This is a genomic window from Vibrio sp. Vf1514 (assembly GCF_052076135.1).
Lineage (GTDB): Bacteria > Pseudomonadota > Gammaproteobacteria > Enterobacterales > Vibrionaceae > Vibrio > Vibrio furnissii.
In genome coordinates this window covers 211,186-230,202 of the sequence record NZ_CP197267.1, presented here as the reverse complement: position 1 = coordinate 230,202, position 19,017 = coordinate 211,186, and the positions used below count along the sequence as shown (strand labels likewise).

At 50.0% G+C, this 19,017-nt stretch carries 12 protein-coding genes, 3 tRNA genes and 3 rRNA genes; 4 read left to right on the top strand and 14 right to left on the bottom strand.

Annotation, left to right across the window (positions count from 1 at the left end; all coding sequences use genetic code 11):
• Positions 1–39: 39 nt before the first annotated feature.
• Together birA and murB are read right to left on the bottom strand one after the other, a co-directional pair.
• Positions 40–1,002, bottom strand: coding sequence for a bifunctional biotin--[acetyl-CoA-carboxylase] ligase/biotin operon repressor BirA (birA, locus tag ACS18Q_RS01050; protein WP_004728250.1), 963 nt, complete (start codon positions 1,000–1,002; stop codon positions 40–42).
• Complete coding sequence (gene murB, locus ACS18Q_RS01045; RefSeq protein ID WP_441257281.1) at positions 999–2,042, bottom strand: UDP-N-acetylmuramate dehydrogenase; 1,044 nt, start codon at positions 2,040–2,042, stop codon at positions 999–1,001. The genes birA and murB overlap by 4 nt, the downstream gene beginning before the upstream one ends.
• A 65-nt stretch (positions 2,043–2,107) precedes the next feature.
• On the opposite strand from murB, the gene ACS18Q_RS01040 reads away from it, so the two are divergent.
• Together ACS18Q_RS01040 and pssA are read left to right on the top strand one after the other, a co-directional pair.
• Complete coding sequence (locus tag ACS18Q_RS01040) at positions 2,108–2,542, top strand: GNAT family N-acetyltransferase (protein WP_055467301.1); 435 nt, start codon at positions 2,108–2,110, stop codon at positions 2,540–2,542.
• Between the two features lie 89 nt (positions 2,543–2,631).
• Positions 2,632–3,972, top strand: a complete 1,341-nt coding sequence (pssA, locus tag ACS18Q_RS01035; RefSeq protein WP_004728247.1) for a CDP-diacylglycerol--serine O-phosphatidyltransferase — start codon at positions 2,632–2,634, stop codon at positions 3,970–3,972.
• A 440-nt stretch (positions 3,973–4,412) separates the two neighbouring features.
• On the opposite strand, the gene ACS18Q_RS01030 is transcribed toward pssA, so the two are convergent.
• The 12 genes from ACS18Q_RS01030 to trxA form a co-directional block, all read right to left on the bottom strand.
• Positions 4,413–4,489 (bottom strand) — tRNA-Asp (locus ACS18Q_RS01030).
• A 32-nt stretch (positions 4,490–4,521) separates the two neighbouring features.
• A 5S ribosomal RNA gene (rrf, locus tag ACS18Q_RS01025) occupies positions 4,522–4,637 on the bottom strand.
• A 94-nt stretch (positions 4,638–4,731) separates the two neighbouring features.
• Positions 4,732–7,623, bottom strand: a 23S ribosomal RNA gene (locus ACS18Q_RS01020).
• A 290-nt stretch (positions 7,624–7,913) separates the two neighbouring features.
• Positions 7,914–7,989 (bottom strand) — tRNA-Ala (locus ACS18Q_RS01015).
• A 42-nt stretch (positions 7,990–8,031) separates the two neighbouring features.
• Positions 8,032–8,108 (bottom strand) — tRNA-Ile (locus tag ACS18Q_RS01010).
• Between the two features lie 65 nt (positions 8,109–8,173).
• A 16S ribosomal RNA gene (locus tag ACS18Q_RS01005) occupies positions 8,174–9,726 on the bottom strand.
• The 16S, 23S and 5S rRNA genes sit together here with 3 tRNA genes alongside, the layout of an rRNA operon.
• A 507-nt stretch (positions 9,727–10,233) precedes the next feature.
• Positions 10,234–10,947 carry an NAD(P)H-flavin reductase gene (gene fre / locus ACS18Q_RS01000; protein ID WP_055466816.1) on the bottom strand — a complete coding sequence of 238 codons (714 nt, stop codon included), beginning with the start codon at positions 10,945–10,947 and terminating at the stop codon, positions 10,234–10,236.
• A 15-nt stretch (positions 10,948–10,962) separates the two neighbouring features.
• On the bottom strand, positions 10,963–11,232 hold the full coding sequence (locus ACS18Q_RS00995; RefSeq protein ID WP_441257280.1) for a 2Fe-2S iron-sulfur cluster-binding protein: 270 nt from the start codon (positions 11,230–11,232) through the stop codon (positions 10,963–10,965).
• Entirely contained in the window at positions 11,229–13,082 is a 1,854-nt protein-coding gene (ubiD, locus tag ACS18Q_RS00990) for a 4-hydroxy-3-polyprenylbenzoate decarboxylase (protein WP_441257279.1), read from the bottom strand. Before ubiD ends, ACS18Q_RS00995 begins: the two co-directional genes overlap by 4 nt.
• Positions 13,083–13,174: 92 nt before the next feature.
• Complete coding sequence (locus tag ACS18Q_RS00985) at positions 13,175–14,164, bottom strand: hypothetical protein (protein WP_441257278.1); 990 nt, start codon at positions 14,162–14,164, stop codon at positions 13,175–13,177.
• Between the two features lie 102 nt (positions 14,165–14,266).
• Positions 14,267–15,526 (bottom strand): transcription termination factor Rho, encoded by a 1,260-nt coding sequence (gene rho, locus ACS18Q_RS00980; protein ID WP_038152528.1) that lies wholly within the window; start codon positions 15,524–15,526, stop codon positions 14,267–14,269.
• Between the two features lie 197 nt (positions 15,527–15,723).
• Positions 15,724–16,050: a thioredoxin TrxA gene (gene trxA / locus ACS18Q_RS00975; RefSeq protein WP_004728344.1), complete on the bottom strand. Its 327-nt coding sequence runs from the start codon at positions 16,048–16,050 to the stop codon at positions 15,724–15,726.
• 111 nt (positions 16,051–16,161) lie between these two features.
• On the opposite strand from trxA, the gene rhlB reads away from it, so the two are divergent.
• On the top strand, positions 16,162–17,469 hold the full coding sequence (rhlB, locus tag ACS18Q_RS00970; RefSeq protein ID WP_004728343.1) for an ATP-dependent RNA helicase RhlB: 1,308 nt from the start codon (positions 16,162–16,164) through the stop codon (positions 17,467–17,469).
• A 7-nt stretch (positions 17,470–17,476) separates the two neighbouring features.
• Positions 17,477–18,970 carry a guanosine-5'-triphosphate,3'-diphosphate diphosphatase gene (gppA, locus tag ACS18Q_RS00965; protein ID WP_014203989.1) on the top strand — a complete coding sequence of 498 codons (1,494 nt, stop codon included), beginning with the start codon at positions 17,477–17,479 and terminating at the stop codon, positions 18,968–18,970.
• Positions 18,971–19,017: the final 47 nt, after the last annotated feature.

The following is a 19,017-nucleotide window of genomic DNA, read 5'->3' as shown; positions in this document are numbered from 1 at the left end:
AAAAAAGAGGCGATTCGCCTCTTTTTTGTTGGGGTTCACTTATTCACCCTTGCGAAGCGAAATTTCGCCGCCGATAAAGCTCTTAATGCCGTCGTCCATTTCGAGCAACACGCCACCATGCGCATCGATACCACGCTCAATACCGGTGATCTCGTTGTCCCCCATGATCAATCGGACTTTTCGGTCAATAAAGTTATCCAACCGATTCCAACGCCCAACGAAATCTTGCATGCCATACAGCTCATAATCACGCAGCGCCTGATCCAGCGCTTGGATGAAGGCGACCGCCAGCTGATTGCGATCCACATGATCTTGGCCGATCACTTGTGACAAGCTTGACCACGGTTGATCAATGTTCGACTCGCGATCCTGCATAATAAGGTTCATCCCCATACCAATCACCAAGTGCGCCGCGGCACCGGCTTGACCCGATAACTCCACCAGAATCCCAGCCAGTTTGCGGTCTTGATAATACAAGTCGTTTGGCCATTTCAATTTGACGCCTTCCAGCCCCATGTTTTCCAAGGCTTCCACAATCGCGACACCCACGACCAAACTCAGTCCCATTGCCGCAGCGATACCAGCGTCTAGTCGCCAATACATGGAAAAATAGAGGTTCGCGCCGAAAGGTGACACCCAATGACGACCACGACGTCCTCGTCCTTTGGCTTGGTACTCCGCCAAACACACGGTGCCAGATGTCAACGTATCGACGTTATCCAGCAGATACTGGTTGGTTGAACCAATAATCGGATGCAGCTCAACTGGGTTACTCACCTGAGCTTGAATCAGCGCTTCATCCAACATATGTAGCGGCTGAGCCAGCTGGTAACCTTTCCCTTGAACGCGAAAGACATCCACACCCCATTCCTGAATTCCTTGAATGTGTTTGCTGATCGCGGCACGGGTCATGCCTAACTGGGCACCAAGTGATTCACCAGAATGAAAAGCACCATCCGACAGGGTCTTCAATAATGTCAGTTTTACACTATGCTCTTTCACTCTGCATTCTCCATTAAATGGGTTAAATATGTTTCTTGGGTCGCGCCCATAAAACGCACTTCATGTTCGAGACAAATCTCGTATTGTGCTTCAACGCGACGGCGTACCAACGCAGCCAGCTCAACCACATCCTGCGCGGTGGCTGTGCCTGTATTGATCAAGACCAAGGCTTGTTTCGGATGCACTTGTGCACCGCCAACACAGACGCCCTTCAAGCCCGCGCTATCAATCAGCCAACCCGCCGCAACTTTCACCCCATCCTGAGTGGGATACGCCACCATGTCAGGGAATGATTGTTTCAAACGGTCGTATTCAGCCTGCCGAATCACGGGGTTTTTAAAAAAGCTGCCGGCATTTCCGGTCACCGCTGGGTCGGGTAGCTTGTCCATTCGCGTGCGGCAGACGGTTTGATAAACCGCTTCTGGCGAACAATCATCTCCCAACGCTTGTAACGGGCCGTAAGACGCGACGGGCTGCCAATCTTTATTCAAGATTAATCCCACGGCAACGACAATCGCTTTGCCGTACAATTGATGTTTGAAAATGGAATCTCGGTAACCAAACAAACACTCTTGCGCGCTGAGACGTTTGATGGTGAAGCTCTCGAGGCACAGGTAATCCACGTACTGGCAGATATCTTGGAACTCAACTCCGTATGCACCGATATTCTGAATCGGTGCAGAGCCCGCGCAACCGGGAATGAGTGCGAGATTCTCCAAACCATAAAACTGCTGCTTCATACACCAAGTCACTAAGGCTGGCCAATCTTCGCCACCATTGACATGCAAATAGTGATGTTGGGCGTCGTCACGATACGTAATTCCCGTCATGCGATTGACCATCACCAACCCTTGAAACGGCTCGGTGAACAGCATATTGCTCCCCTTGCCCAACATCAGCTTGGGAAGCCCCTGCCAGTGTTCGTCCTGATGCAGTTGTATCAGATCATCAGCCGACTCAATGATAGCCAGCGCCTTGCAAGATTGTTCAATACCAAACGTATGGTAAGGCTTTAAGTTCGCGTCGAGATGTAATTGCATGAGATTCTTTGAATAAACTAAACTGGGATCATTCTACAACAGATGTACTTTGAAGACAGATACAAATGCCGACTCTGCAATTTGAACCCATAGACCCGATAAAGTTGCCCCTAGTGAAACGTTTTTATAAGCAACATTATGCGAGCACCAAACCCAAGCGTGACGAGTTGATGATCGGCGCTTATGGCAATCAAGGGCTGTGTGGCATCGTGCGATTTCGCACGGTGGCGCAATATCGCCTGCTGACGGGCATGGCGGTTGAGAGCGCACAACGCGGCACGGGAATTGGTCATGCACTACTCCATTACTGCCAGGCACACATTCTTCAGCAACATGACTATTGTTTCGCCTATACCCACCTGACTGAGTTTTATCGCAAAGCGTGCTTCATCCCCATCGCGGCCGAAACATTGCCCGCAGAGCTACAGACGCTGTTTAAGCGTTATTCATCAAGCGGTAAAGATCTCATTCCGATGCAATTCATACCCGAGATATGCTAAGAATTGTGCACTTTCCTAGCCTTTCTTTGCTGAGTTTTGGTAATATGCTCTGCTCGCAATTTTGCACGTACGTAAGGTAAAGCATCCCTATGATTGCTCGTAGAAACCCATTCGAACAGCTACCAACTATTGCGCAAGATCCGAATAAGTTTGGTGTTTTGTTCTCTGCCAAAGACTTTCGCACTCATCTGATTGAGTCGATTCGTCAGGCAAGTAAGCGTATCTACATAGTGGCGCTCTATTTAGAGAATGATGATGCTGGTCGAGAAATTCTCACTGAGCTGTATGAAGCGAAACAGCGTAATCCCGGCCTAGACATCAACATTTGTGTTGACTGGCATCGCGCGCAACGGGGGCTGATCGGTGCAGCTTCGTCAGAAGGCAACGCAGCAATGTATAAGTCCTTCAAAGAGCAGTACGACCACTGCATTCCGGTTTACGGCATTCCCGTTCGTGGTAAAGAAGTCTTTGGTGTCTTACACCTCAAAGGCTTTATCATCGACGACCAAGTCATCTACAGTGGTGCCAGTCTCAATAACGTCTATCTGCATTACAAAGAACGTTATCGCTTTGACCGCTACCATACGATCGAAAACCAAGTGTTGGCCGACAGCATGGTTGAGTTTATCCAACAACAAATGCTGGCTCACCCTGCGGTGAACGATCTCGCATGCCACAGCAAGCCAACCACGAAAGAGATCAAAACGGACATTCGTCAATTCCGTGCGACATTATCGCAAGCGGATTATCATTTTGAATCCCAAGACGTCGGCCCCGATCAAGTGGGTATCACACCCTTGGTGGGGATCGGAAAACGTCGCAACCGCCTAAACCAATACATTGTTCAGTTGATTGCTCAAGCGAAAGACGAAGTCTTCATCTGCACACCTTACTTTAACTTTCCGAAAGGCGTTGCGAAGGAAGTCCGTAAGGCAATCCGACGCGGCGTGAAAGTCCATATTGTGGTGGGTGACAAAACGGCAAACGATTTCTACATTCCACCAACACAGGAATTTAAAACCATTGGTGGCTTGCCGTATCTGTATGAACTCAACCTGCGCCGCTTCGCTAAAATCAACGAAGCGAATATCGCCAGTCGCAAACTCTCTATCCACCTGTGGAAAGACGGTGACAACAGCTTCCACTTAAAAGGAATCTGGGTAGATAAGCGCTATATGCTCATCACTGGCAACAACCTCAATCCACGCGCTTGGAAGCTGGATCTTGAGAATGCTATCCTGATCACCGATCATTACCACCACCTGACGGAACGTTTTGAGCAAGAAGTCGAAAACATTCTTCAACACACTCAATTGGTGTGTACCTACCGCCAAATCGAGAAGTTAGAAAACTACCCAGAGAATGTTCAGCGTTTAATTCGTAAAATCACCCGCGTCAAAGCCGACCGAGTGCTGAAACAAATCCTCTGAGCGACTCCCTCCTCTTTGAGCCGATGCCTGTGCATCGGCTTTTTTGTCTCGACTCCCCCGCTCTTCTATCTCAACGTCTCAATACATCATCGAGCACTTCCTCAAATCACATGCTGTCTCATCGGTTTGTCATGCTGCTCAGACGATACCGCCCTTGAGAGACTCCCTATAGACCTCAGAATCGCACCATCAGCAATGGGGTCAACCAGTAATGGGGTCATTGGTGTGGAATCTAATCATGATGTGCAATTCATAAAAGGATAGGAGCGGAGGTGGCACGATGCTGTGTAGGTAACCTCATCAAGCCAGATAAACATAACGTGAGAAGGGGAAGGGGAGCTGAATGAGCAATCGCGCTGAGATAAAGGATAGAGATTCGGTGCGTTTTCTAAACGCCAGATAGCAAAAAACCCAGTCAAAGACTGGGTTTTCAAAATAAGTGGCGGAGCGGACGGGACTCGAACCCGCGACCCCCGGCGTGACAGGCCGGTATTCTAACCAACTGAACTACCGCTCCGCACTGGTTAGACTCAAGAGTCTAAATTTAAAGCCTGGCGATGTTCTACTCTCACATGGGGAGACCCCACACTACCATCGACGCTGTTTCGTTTCACTTCTGAGTTCGGAATGGAATCAGGTGGGTCCAAAACGCTATGGTCGCCAAGCAAATTCTTAAAATTCGGAAAGCTGTTTTCTATTCTCTCAACACATTCTTATGCGCTTAGCTTTGAGTCCAGTACAAAACCCCTTGGGTGTTGTATGGTTAAGCCTCACGGGCAATTAGTACAGGTTAGCTCAACGCCTCACAACGCTTACACACCCTGCCTATCAACGTTCTAGTCTCGAACAACCCTTTAGGACAGTTAAACTGTCAGGGAAGACTCATCTCAGGGCTCGCTTCCCGCTTAGATGCTTTCAGCGGTTATCGATTCCGAACTTAGCTACCGGGCAATGCGTCTGGCGACACAACCCGAACACCAGAGGTTCGTCCACTCCGGTCCTCTCGTACTAGGAGCAGCCCCCTTCAATCTTCCAACGCCCACGGCAGATAGGGACCGAACTGTCTCACGACGTTCTAAACCCAGCTCGCGTACCACTTTAAATGGCGAACAGCCATACCCTTGGGACCGACTTCAGCCCCAGGATGTGATGAGCCGACATCGAGGTGCCAAACACCGCCGTCGATATGAACTCTTGGGCGGTATCAGCCTGTTATCCCCGGAGTACCTTTTATCCGTTGAGCGATGGCCCTTCCATTCAGAACCACCGGATCACTATGACCTGCTTTCGCACCTGCTCGAACCGTCATTCTCGCAGTTAAGCGGGCTTATGCCATTGCACTAACCTCACGATGTCCAACCGTGATTAGCCCACCTTCGTGCTCCTCCGTTACTCTTTGGGAGGAGACCGCCCCAGTCAAACTACCCACCAGGCACTGTCCTCAACCCGGATAACGGGTCTAAGTTAGAACATCAAACATACAAGGGTGGTATTTCAAGGTCGGCTCCAACGCAACTGGCGTCACGTCTTCAAAGCCTCCCACCTATCCTACACATGTAGGTTCAATGTTCAGTGCCAAGCTGTAGTAAAGGTTCACGGGGTCTTTCCGTCTAGCCGCGGGTACACTGCATCTTCACAGCGATTTCAATTTCACTGAGTCTCGGGTGGAGACAGCGTGGCCATCATTACGCCATTCGTGCAGGTCGGAACTTACCCGACAAGGAATTTCGCTACCTTAGGACCGTTATAGTTACGGCCGCCGTTTACCGGGGCTTCGATCAAGAGCTTCGACCGAAGTCTAACCCCATCAATTAACCTTCCGGCACCGGGCAGGCGTCACACCGTATACGTCATCTTACGATTTTGCACAGTGCTGTGTTTTTAATAAACAGTTGCAGCCACCTGGTATCTGCGACTCTCATCAGCTCCATCCGCGAGGGACTTCACCATCAAGAGCGTACCTTCTCCCGAAGTTACGGTACCATTTTGCCTAGTTCCTTCACCCGAGTTCTCTCAAGCGCCTTGGTATTCTCTACCCGACCACCTGTGTCGGTTTGGGGTACGATTCCTTACAATCTGAAGCTTAGAGGCTTTTCCTGGAAGCATGGCATCAATGACTTCACACCCGTAGGTGCTCGACGTCGTGTCTCAGCCTTAAAGAGAGCCGGATTTACCTAACTCTCAAGCCTACGCACTTGAACCTGGACAACCGTCGCCAGGCCCACCTAGCCTTCTCCGTCCCCCCATCGCAATTGTAAGAAGTACGGGAATATTAACCCGTTTCCCATCGACTACGCTTTTCAGCCTCGCCTTAGGGGTCGACTTACCCTGCCCCGATTAACGTTGGACAGGAACCCTTGGTCTTCCGGCGGGGAGGTTTTTCACCCCCCTTGTCGTTACTCATGTCAGCATTCGCACTTCTGATACCTCCAGCATGCTTTACAACACACCTTCAACGGCTTACAGAACGCTCCCCTACCCAATACGATAAATCGCATTGCCGCAGCTTCGGTTTACAGCTTAGCCCCGTTACATCTTCCGCGCAGGCCGACTCGACTAGTGAGCTATTACGCTTTCTTTAAATGATGGCTGCTTCTAAGCCAACATCCTAGCTGTCTGAGCCTTCCCACATCGTTTCCCACTTAGCTGTAATTTGGGACCTTAGCTGGCGGTCTGGGTTGTTTCCCTCTCCACGACGGACGTTAGCACCCGCCGTGTGTCTCCCGGATATTACTTACTGGTATTCGGAGTTTGCAAAGGGTTGGTAAGTCGGGATGACCCCCTAGCCTTAACAGTGCTCTACCCCCAGTAGTATTCGTCCGAGGCGCTACCTAAATAGCTTTCGGGGAGAACCAGCTATCTCCGAGTTTGATTGGCCTTTCACCCCTAGCCACAAGTCATCCGCTAATTTTTCAACATTAGTCGGTTCGGTCCTCCAGTTGATGTTACTCAACCTTCAACCTGCCCATGGCTAGATCACCCGGTTTCGGGTCTATATCCAGAGACTGAACGCCCAGTTAAGACTCGGTTTCCCTACGGCTCCCCTATATGGTTAACCTTGCCACTGAATATAAGTCGCTGACCCATTATACAAAAGGTACGCAGTCACCCCACAAAGGAGGCTCCTACTGCTTGTACGTACACGGTTTCAGGTTCTATTTCACTCCCCTCACAGGGGTTCTTTTCGCCTTTCCCTCACGGTACTGGTTCACTATCGGTCAGTCAGGAGTATTTAGCCTTGGAGGATGGTCCCCCCCATATTCAGACAGGATAACACGTGTCCCGCCCTACTCGATTTCACTGAACATGCGCTGTCGGCTACGGGGCTATCACCCTGTTTCGCGGTCCTTTCCAGAACCTTCACCTGACGCATGTAAAGCTTAAGGGCTAATCCAATTTCGCTCGCCGCTACTATCGGAATCTCGGTTGATTTCTTCTCCTCGGGGTACTTAGATGTTTCAGTTCCCCCGGTTCGCTCTGTTAACCTATGTATTCAGTTAACAGTAACTGCTTATGCAGTTGGGTTTCCCCATTCGGAAATCTCAGACTCAAGTGGCTGTTACTGCCTAATCTGAGCTTATCGCAAGTTACTACGTCCTTCATCGCCTCTGACTGCCAAGGCATCCACCGTGTACGCTTAGTCACTTAACCATACAACCCGAAGGAGTTTCGGGTTGTTGTTAAACAACCTAGGTGTCACACATTTAATTTACATGAGTGTGTGACTGATTTTGCCGGACTCAATTTGAAGACTTACTGAATCAGTAAGCTTCGATACCAAGCACACTTGAATGTGTTTGTTGGTGTATTCCATTAAGGAATACATTGAGAACTTTACAAACAACAATAAATTGTTGTTTTGTCAGCTTTCCAAATTGTTAAAGAGCAGATTTTCTAATGAAAACCATGTTTAAGAACACTTAAGCAAATGTGCTTAAAGATGGTGGAGCTAAGCAGGATCGAACTGCTGACCTCCTGCGTGCAAGGCAGGCGCTCTCCCAGCTGAGCTATAGCCCCATCAGGTGTTGATACTGTGTGCCAATCCTCTGGGAGGAAGATTGGTGGGTCTGAGTGGACTCGAACCACCGACCTCTCGCTTATCAGGCGAACGCTCTAACCACCTGAGCTACAGACCCAGTATCGTCTCTAAAACGTATAAACCATCAATCTGTGTGAACACTCATCGCAATAATCATTCGTATAAGGAGGTGATCCAGCGCCAGGTTCCCCTAGCGCTACCTTGTTACGACTTCACCCCAGTCATGAACCACAAAGTGGCAAGCGTCCTCCCGAAGGTTAAACTACCTGCTTCTTTTGCAGCCCACTCCCATGGTGTGACGGGCGGTGTGTACAAGGCCCGGGAACGTATTCACCGTGGCATTCTGATCCACGATTACTAGCGATTCCGACTTCATGGAGTCGAGTTGCAGACTCCAATCCGGACTACGACGCACTTTTTGGGATTCGCTCACTTTCGCAAGTTGGCTGCCCTCTGTATGCGCCATTGTAGCACGTGTGTAGCCCTACTCGTAAGGGCCATGATGACTTGACGTCGTCCCCACCTTCCTCCGGTTTATCACCGGCAGTCTCCCTGGAGTTCCCGACATTACTCGCTGGCAAACAAGGATAAGGGTTGCGCTCGTTGCGGGACTTAACCCAACATTTCACAACACGAGCTGACGACAGCCATGCAGCACCTGTCTCAGAGTTCCCGAAGGCACCAAAGCATCTCTGCTAAGTTCTCTGGATGTCAAGAGTAGGTAAGGTTCTTCGCGTTGCATCGAATTAAACCACATGCTCCACCGCTTGTGCGGGCCCCCGTCAATTCATTTGAGTTTTAATCTTGCGACCGTACTCCCCAGGCGGTCTACTTAACGCGTTAGCTCCGAAAGCCACGGCTCAAGGCCACAACCTCCAAGTAGACATCGTTTACGGCGTGGACTACCAGGGTATCTAATCCTGTTTGCTCCCCACGCTTTCGCATCTGAGTGTCAGTATCTGTCCAGGGGGCCGCCTTCGCCACCGGTATTCCTTCAGATCTCTACGCATTTCACCGCTACACCTGAAATTCTACCCCCCTCTACAGTACTCTAGCCTGCCAGTTTCAAATGCAATTCCGAGGTTGAGCCCCGGGCTTTCACATCTGACTTAACAAACCACCTGCATGCGCTTTACGCCCAGTAATTCCGATTAACGCTCGCACCCTCCGTATTACCGCGGCTGCTGGCACGGAGTTAGCCGGTGCTTCTTCTGCAGCTAACGTCAAAGAATACCGCTATTAACGATACCCCCTTCCTCACTGCTGAAAGTACTTTACAACCCGAAGGCCTTCTTCATACACGCGGCATGGCTGCATCAGGCTTGCGCCCATTGTGCAATATTCCCCACTGCTGCCTCCCGTAGGAGTCTGGACCGTGTCTCAGTTCCAGTGTGGCTGATCATCCTCTCAGACCAGCTAGGGATCGTCGCCTTGGTGAGCCCTTACCTCACCAACTAGCTAATCCCACCTGGGCATATCCTGACGCGAGAGGCCCGAAGGTCCCCCTCTTTGAGCCGAAGCTATCATGCGGTATTAGCCATCGTTTCCAATGGTTATCCCCCACATCAGGGCAATTTCCCAGGCATTACTCACCCGTCCGCCGCTCGCCGCCCAACAAATCCCCCGAAGGTTCAATGTTGTCGCTGCCGCTCGACTTGCATGTGTTAGGCCTGCCGCCAGCGTTCAATCTGAGCCATGATCAAACTCTTCAATTTAAGATTTTGTGGCTCAATGAATACTGACTTCAAATTACCTTAGTAATTCAAAGCTATTATCGTTCCAACAGAACGATAATGAATTGACTGTGCCGATACCGAAGTATCGATTGGTCACTCAGTTCATTGATACCTAAGTTGATTCTTTAGAATCATCTTCGATTATCATCAACGAGTGCCCACACAGATTGATAGGTTTATATTGTTAAAGAGCGTTGCTTTTTCGAAACTTTCTTCTCAAAGCGGAGGTGAATTCTAGCGAGATAACTGAGCGTGTCAAACACTTTTTTCAATTTTCTTTTTTAGAAGCTTTCACCTCGATGACAACCGCTGAAGCCTTGTGGCGTCTACCGTGTCAGTGAGGCGGCATTATAGGGAGGATTTAAAACAGCGCAAGCGCTTTTTAAAAAAAACTTTAAAAAAAAGACCGTTCGATGAATAAAGCAACAAAAAGACTAAAAAGAGGGCATTTTTACCCTCTTTGACTGATTTACTACGATTTATACATTAGATAAAAGCGTACGCATCTGCGAACATTCGTTCTCTACTCGCTTGTTTCTTTTGCGTAAATAGTTCACGTGCAGCGCCCGCCATTTCAAAACGGCCCGCGATATAAATATCGAAATCTGCCAGTGAATCGAAATCTTGGTCAATCGCCTGAAGTACATTCCCCACTTTACCTGTCCAGCGCTCACTGGCATTTTCTACCACGGGAATAAAGTGGATATTCTCATTTTGGGCAGAAATAGCCTCCAACTCTTCTTTTGCATACAGTTGGTCTTCATCACGTCCACCCCAGTAGAGATAAATAGCATGAGGCATCTGTTGAGCCACACAATGATCCAGAATTGAGCGGACATAACTGAAGCCCGTCCCACCAGCAATCAATAATAACGAACGTTCGCTATCTTCTTGTACCCATGCATCACCATGCGGTGCATCGATGATGATATTGCTGCCCTGCTCGAGCGCTTGGCGCATAGCCTGTACCACTTCCAGTGCGTAAGCGTTGTGTTCCGCCGCACCGATGTGCAGCTCCAACTCGCCTTCATGGCGACATGGGCTGCTGGCAATGGAAAAAGGACGTTTATCTTTTTCGCCCATTACGACCATCAGATACTGACCGGCTTTAAAGGCAACCGGCTGTTCCGGGTGCAGCAGGATCTGAAATGTATTGCTGGCTAATGGCTGAATGGACTTTACTTTACAATTAATGGTCATGAGCTTCCTTCTTACTTACTCTGCAAAAGTAAGTACTAAATGACTTTCTGCGAAGGCTTGGCAGGGAAAGATCCATCCTTGAGCTTGCTCTTTCTCTGTGAGCATAGGTTCAAGCTGGTAACTGACCTTACCTTCGACTTTGCGGCACAGGCACGCGGCACACGCACCGACTTGGCAACGATGAGGAAATGAAATCTGCTGGTTGAGCGCAGCATCCAGCACCGTTTGCCCTTCTTCGACTTCAAACTGAATATTGCTCGGAAGCAAACGTACAGTGTAAGTCATAGAATACTTAACTCGTCCCAAATCGCATCGATTTTCGCGACCAGTTGAGGATCTTTCTTAATCGGCGTCCCCCACTCTCGTTGGACTTCACTTTCAAGCTTGTTGGTGGCATCCAGAACAAGTTTTGACACTCGTCCGTTTTGAGCAGGTATACGCACAGTATCACGGGCCGGATCCATTCGGGTAGTGATGGCCCAGATAATGTCATGCCAGTCGCGGATATTGACATCACCGTCACACAGCACCACAAATTTCACATCAGCATACGGCTCAAGGAAGGCCAATACTGACGCCATCACCGCTTGCGTTTCACCAACTTGTGTTTTGTTTATGTCAATCAATGCAAAACGGTTATTCGCGGCACAAGGTAGATACACCTCACGCACCAGTGGTTGCTGCAATTTAAACGCGTCAATCTCAGCGCCAGTGATCGCGACATGCGCGCGCTGTTGTTCAGCATCCGACATCGCCAGCTCTGCTGGCCATTTTCGGGTTGCATCCATGCCCATTTTTGAGCCCAGCCCAGCCACTGGCGAAGCGAAGTCCAGCGAATCTATGGGCGTATGTTCAATCATCAAGGTATCACGCATCGGCTCCATGTGCTCCGTCATGGCCGCAATAACACTGTTCCAATCGCGAGCATTGACGGATTCATCGCACACAATCACGTATTTGGTGTACATGAACTGACGCAAGAACGACCACACGCCCATCATGACGCGCTTCGCGTGCCCGGGGTATTGTTTCTTCATGGTCACAACCGCCATTCGATAGGAACACCCCTCGGGTGGCAGATAGAAATCAGTAATTTCAGGAAATTGTTTTTGTAGAATCGGGACAAAGACTTCGTTGAGTGCCACACCGAGCACCGCCGGTTCATCAGGCGGACGCCCAGTGTATGTGCTGTGATAAATCGGTTGATTGCGCATCGTCACATGCGTCACGGTAAACACATGATGGCGTTCGACTTCATTGTAGTAGCCGGTGTGATCGCCATACGGCCCTTCGTCTGCGTACTCGTTCGGGTCGATGTACCCTTCCAACACAATTTCAGCACTGGCGGGGACTTCCAAATCATTGCTGATGGACTTCACCACTTCGGTTTTACTGCCACGCAGCAACCCAGCAAAAGCGTATTCTGACAACGTGTCCGGCACCGGCGTCACCGCCCCCAAAATGGTGGCTGGATCAGCGCCAAACGCAACAGAAACTGGGAAAGGTTTGCCCGGATGCGTTTCCATCCAGTCACGGAAATCAAGTGCACCACCACGATGCGCCAACCAACGCATGATGATTTTATTCTTGCCAATTTTTTGCTGGCGGTAGATCCCTAAGTTTTGGCGTTTCTTATTGGGGCCACGCGTCACGGTCAATCCCCAAGTTAATAGTGGGGCGACATCGTCCGGCCAGCAGCTCATCACAGGCACTTTATCGAGATCGACTGCGTCGCCTTGCCACACGATATCTTGGCACGGCGCGCGGCGTAGTCGCTTCGCCGGCATATTGAGAACTTGCTTAAATACCGGCAGTTTGTCGAGCGCATCTTTAAAACCGCGCGGTGGCTCCGGCTCTTTCAGGTAAGCCAATAATTTGCCGACCTCACGCAAGTCTTGAACCTGTTCACGCCCCATGCCCATGGCGACACGTTCAGGTGTACCAAACAAGTTAGTCAATACCGGAATCTCAGATCCAATCGGATTTTCAAACAACAAAGCAGGGCCGCCCGCGCGTAACGTACGGTCGCTAATCTCCGTCATTTCATAATGTGGGTCGATCGGGTGAGTAATGCGTTTCAGCTGACCATGCTTGTCCAGATGATCAAGAAAATCGCGTAAATCCTTAAAACTCATAGGGCTTCTGCTCATTGATTAATCTGCGCGCAGTATAACAAAAAGAGGAACTCTCGGTTCCTCTTTTACGGTTTTGCTTGAGTGATGCGCGCTTATTGTGTGAGGACCTGCAAAATGGCATGGCTTTTCACTTGTCGATTGTTGAGCAGAATTTCTTTCAACCACGACTGATACCCCTGATCGGCCAGCGCTTGGGCGACGATCGGTGCCTCGTCCGAATTTCCGAGTCGATCGACCAGAAACGTTTTCACCTCATCAGTCATCGGTTTGGTGCGCGTCAGTTCTTTGAGCGCTTTCGTTTTCAAACGGGGGTTATCGACGGCCGCCATGATTTGTTGCAAGGCAAACGTATCGCCCTGCTTTGCCAGGCGATCCAACTCTTGTTCGACATGGAAGTCGGCGCGCATGAGCCACAACAACTTATACACTTGAGGATCTTCACTGACTTGCGCCATGCGTACCATCACCGTCGAAGAAGGCAACCAACTGGTGACTGCAGCCTGCGTCAGTTGATCGGTTAACGCTTTGACGGCCTCTGGAGAAAGGCTGTTGAATTCGCGCATCAATAGCGCTTCTCGCGCTTGCACTTGATGTTCATTGCCCGACAACCATTGACGCAAGTTCAGTTCGTAGCGCTCGGCTTTCAACACAAAGTCGAGCACGCTCTGATCTTGATTCCAGCGTTTAATCAAGCGATTCGCAATCCCCGGATAATCAAACGCCGGGACAGAAAATTCATAGCCTTCGCCTTTTTCCAGCACTTGATACACCGGTGCGACATGGCGCTGAGCGTCGACGAAATTCACCATCCGGGGGGACAAAATCAGTCGACTTTGCTCGAGATGTTGCAGCAACAGATAGCGCACGGCTTCCTGCTGTGGCAAAGCCAGCCGTTGCAAGGCAAAGCTTAACGCATCGGTATCGTCTTTCACGGCCATTTCGACCAGTTCCGCCACTTTTTGTTGCAACTGATGATCGTGCAACAATTGTTGACGCACTGTCGGCACCATTTCTACCGCCGACACGGGCACCACCCAGAGTGAAAGAGAGAGGAGAAGTGTAAACAACATTCCGTGTTGCATATTAACCTCCTGTTAACATTCTTAGCCATTGTGGGCGGTTCGTGGCGAGAATGCAAACAAAAACACCACCCAATGGGTGGTGTTTTTTTATTCGTTGAACTCTTACTGACGACGCATGGCGTCAAAGAATTCGTCGTTGGTTTTGGTCATCGCTAATTTGTCGATGAGGAATTCCATCGCGTCGGTCTCGCCCATTGGGTGAACGATCTTACGCAGAATCCACATCTTCTGAAGCTCGTCGGTCTTCGTCAACAACTCTTCACGACGCGTACCACTGCGGTTGAAATCGATCGCAGGGAAAACACGTTTTTCAGCAATCTTACGGTTCAAGTGCAGTTCCATGTTACCTGTACCTTTGAACTCTTCGTAGATCACTTCGTCCATCTTCGAACCGGTATCCACCAGCGCAGTAGCGATGATGGTTAGGCTACCGCCTTCCTCAACATTACGCGCCGCACCGAAGAAACGTTTTGGACGATGCAATGCGTTTGCATCCACACCACCGGTCAATACTTTACCTGATGAAGGCACAACGGTGTTGTATGCACGCGCCAAACGGGTGATCGAATCCAGCAGAATCACAACGTCTTTCTTGTGTTCAACCAGACGTTTTGCTTTCTCAATCACCATTTCTGCCACTTGTACGTGACGTGATGCTGGCTCATCGAAAGTTGAAGCAACCACTTCACCTTTCACCAAACGTTGCATCTCGGTCACTTCTTCTGGACGTTCGTCGATCAGAAGAACCATCAGGACACATTCTGGGTGATTGCTGGCAATGCTTTGGGCAATGTTTTGCAGCAGCATGGTTTTACCCGCTTTTGGCGGAGCAACGATCAGACCACGCTGACCTTTACCAATTGGTGCTGCCAGATCGAGAACTCGCGCTGTAATGTCTTCTGTCGAGCCATTACCACGTTCCATCACCATACGTTCGTTAGCATGTAGAGGTGTTAAGTTTTCGAAAAGGATTTTGTTGCGGGCGTTGTCAGGTTTGTCGTCGTTAACTGTGTTCACTTTTAACAGTGCAAAGTAACGCTCACCTTCTTTAGGCGGACGGATTTTCCCGGCAATCGAGTCACCCGTGCGCAGGTTAAAGCGACGAATTTGGCTCGGTGACACGTAGATGTCGTCAGGACCTGCTAAGTATGAACTGTCTGCACTGCGTAGGAAACCAAAACCGTCTTGAAGAATTTCCAAGACCCCGTCACCAAATATGTCTTCACCACTTTTCGCATGTGCTTTGAGGATGGAGAAGATAATGTCTTGTTTTCTCAGACGCGCAAGGTTTTCAAGGCCCAGGCTCTCACCAAGCTTCACAAGATCAGACACAGGTCTGTTCTTCAATTCTGTTAGATTCATTGTGGTGGATACTTGTTTAGTCAAAATAGGATCTGTTTTCTAGTTAAGATGGATTTGGTCGCAGGATTGACCAAGAAGTGAACATTTGTCTAATTAACGTGCGATAAACTAGCACTAAATATTAGCCTAGTCTAGAAAATGTTTTTTACCAAAAACAAAACCGCACATATTGCTATGTACGGTTTCAAGGCGTTCCCTTATAGGTTCGCGTCTAAGAATTCTTTCAGTTGAGTCTTAGATAGCGCACCAACTTTGGTTGCTGCAACGCTACCATCTTTAAACAGAAGAAGCGTTGGAATGCCACGAATACCAAACTTAGGCGGTGTTCCCGCATTGTGGTCGATATTCAGTTTACCGATAGTGAGTTTGCCTTCGTACTCGTCTGCGATTTCATCAAGAATTGGCGCAATCATTTTACAAGGACCACACCATTCTGCCCAAAAATCAACAAGAACTGGGCCTGCAGCTTTGATCACATCGTTCTCAAAACCTTCATCAGAAAGCTGCAAAATTTTATCACTCATCTTCCACTCCAATGTGTTTTTCTGAACTGGTTGCATACTAACCAGTAAATAGATGCTCTATTGGAATGTATTTACTTCCGTATTGCAAGCCTAAGCTGATATTCTATACCTATGAAAAAGACGCATATCACAGAGCAAAAGTTCGCCGACTTCGGTTTACATCCGCAAGTTGTTGAAGGATTGGAGAAAAAAGGGTTCGAATACTGCACCCCTATCCAAGCCTTGGCGTTGCCGGTACTGCTCACCGGCCAAGACATCGCAGGCCAGGCCCAAACGGGGACTGGTAAAACGCTCGCGTTTCTTACTGCTACTTTCCACCATTTATTGACTACGCCAGAAATTGAAGGTCGTCAGCCAACGCAACCTCGTGCGATCATTATGGCGCCGACCCGTGAATTGGCGATTCAGATCTATAACGATGCCGAGCCTCTGATTGCCAGCACCGGTATTAAAGCAGCCCTTGCCTACGGCGGTGAAAGCTACGACAAACAGTTGGCAAAACTGCAAGACGGCGTGGATGTGCTGATCGGCACAACTGGGCGCATTATCGATTTCTACAAACAGCGCGTCTTTAACCTTAACAACATTCAAGCTGTGGTGCTGGATGAAGCCGACCGTATGTTCGATCTTGGCTTTATTAAAGACATCCGCTTCTTGTTCCGTCGTATGCCGGAGCCGAAAGACCGTCTCAACATGCTGTTCTCAGCAACGCTGTCTTACCGCGTGCAAGAGCTGGCGTTCGAACACATGCACAATCCTGAGCACGTGGTGGTCGAGCCAACCCAAAAAACCGGTCACCGTATTAAAGAAGAGCTGTTCTACCCATCGAACGAACACAAGATGGCATTGCTGCAAACGCTGCTTGAAGAAGAATGGCCGGATCGCGCGATCGTCTTTGCCAACACCAAGCACCGTTGTGAGCAAATCTGGGGCCACTTGGCTGCCGATGGTCACCGCGTGGGTCTGCTGAACGGTGACGTGCCGCAGAAAAAACGTGAACGCATTCTTGAGCAATTTACCAAAGGTGAGCTAGACGTATTGGTTGCCACCGACGTAGCCGCGCGCGGACTGCACATTCCTCAGGTCACGCACGTGTTTAACTACGATTTGCCAGACGATTGTGAAGACTACGTTCACCGTATCGGCCGAACCGGTCGTGCTGGTGCCAGCGGTCATTCGATCAGCTTTGCGTGTGAAGAGTACGCAATCAACCTGCCGGGCATCGAAGAGTACATCGAACATGCAATCCCGACATCTGAATATGACCCATCCGCTCTGCTGACGGATCTGCCAAAAGCGCTGACCATGCGTTCATCGCAACAACGCCGTACCAATACTGGCGGCCAACGCAACAACGGCAACCGTAAATCTCAACGCCGCCCGCGCGCACCTCGTCCGCGTCAGAACAAGGATTCGTAAGCCGTCTATGAGTCAAGCCGTTTCTTCACCGCTGTATGCTGCGATCGACCTGGGGTCGAACAGCTTTCACATGTTGGTTGTGCGCCATATTGATGGCAGCGTTCAAACCATGGCGAAAATCAAACGCAAAGTGCGTTTAGCTGCCGGTTTGGATGAACACAATGCGTTAAGTTTAGAAGCGATGCAACGAGGCTGGGATTGTCTCAGCCTGTTTGCCGAACGCCTGCAAGATATTCCTGATGAGAATATTCGTATTGTGGGCACCGCAACGCTGCGTACCGCCACGAATGTCGAGGTGTTTCTGGCCAAAGCCAACGCCATTCTCGGTCATCCCATTGAGGTGATCTCCGGCGAAGAAGAAGCGGCCACGATCTACAAAGGGGTCGCACACACGTCTGGTGGCATGGGCCGCCGACTGGTGGTGGATATCGGTGGTGCCAGTACCGAAATGATCATCGGAGAAGGGTTTGAAGCCAAAGCACTGACCAGCCTGAAAATGGGCTGCGTGACGTGGTTGGAGCGCCACTTTAAAGATCGTCAGTTGAACGCCACCAACTTCAACAATGCCATTCACGCCGCCAAGCAGATGCTGAATCCGATTTTGGAACAGTACACGCAATTGGGGTGGAATGTGTGTGTCGGTGCCAGCGGCACTGTGCAAGCGCTGCAAGAAATCATGTTGGCGCAAGGCATGGATGAAGTGATTACGCTGGCCAAACTCAAACGCCTGCAAAAGCAAGCGATGCTGGCTGATCACTTGGAAGAACTGGACATTGAAGGCTTAACGCTGGAACGTGCGCTGGTATTTCCAAGCGGATTATCCATTTTGATCGCGATTTTCGAATCACTCGACATCGATGCGATGACACTGGCTGGCGGCGCCCTGCGCGAAGGCTTGGTGTACGAAATGGTTGAAGGTCTGCGTCAGGACGATATTCGTGCCCGCACCATCGCCAGCATTCAACATCGTTACCAAATTGACACCGCCTACGGGGAACAAGTGGCGACGTTAGCCAGTAAGTTGCTGATGCAATGCGGTGGCGAAGCGTGGATCACCGAACCACAAGCCGAAATGCTGCTACGCAGCGTGGCACAGTTGCACGAAATCGGGCTGTCGATCGATTATAAAAAAGGTGGCGAGCACAGCGCCTATCTACTTCATCACCTTGAATTACCGGGTTACACGCGCGCGCAAAAGCATTTTCTGGCAGAGCTGGCACGCCGCTACCGCGAGCAGTTGACCTCGCTGCCAGAGCAATATGCGCTCTCCGGCACCAGTGGCAAACGTGTGTTGCGCTTGTTCCGTCTTGCCGTACTGCTTAGCCATCGCCGCAATGTGGCGCTCGAGCCGCAAGTGACCTTGCACGCCGATGGCGACAAACTAACGGTCAATCTCGATGCAACGTGGCTGGCGCAAAATCCACTCACGCACGCAGAGCTCGAATTGGAAGCCAACCGCCAAACCGACATCGGCTGGCCACTGACGATTCAAACCCTGTAAAAAAACGCCCGTTCAAGGGCGTTTTTTATTGCCAACGGGGAATACCA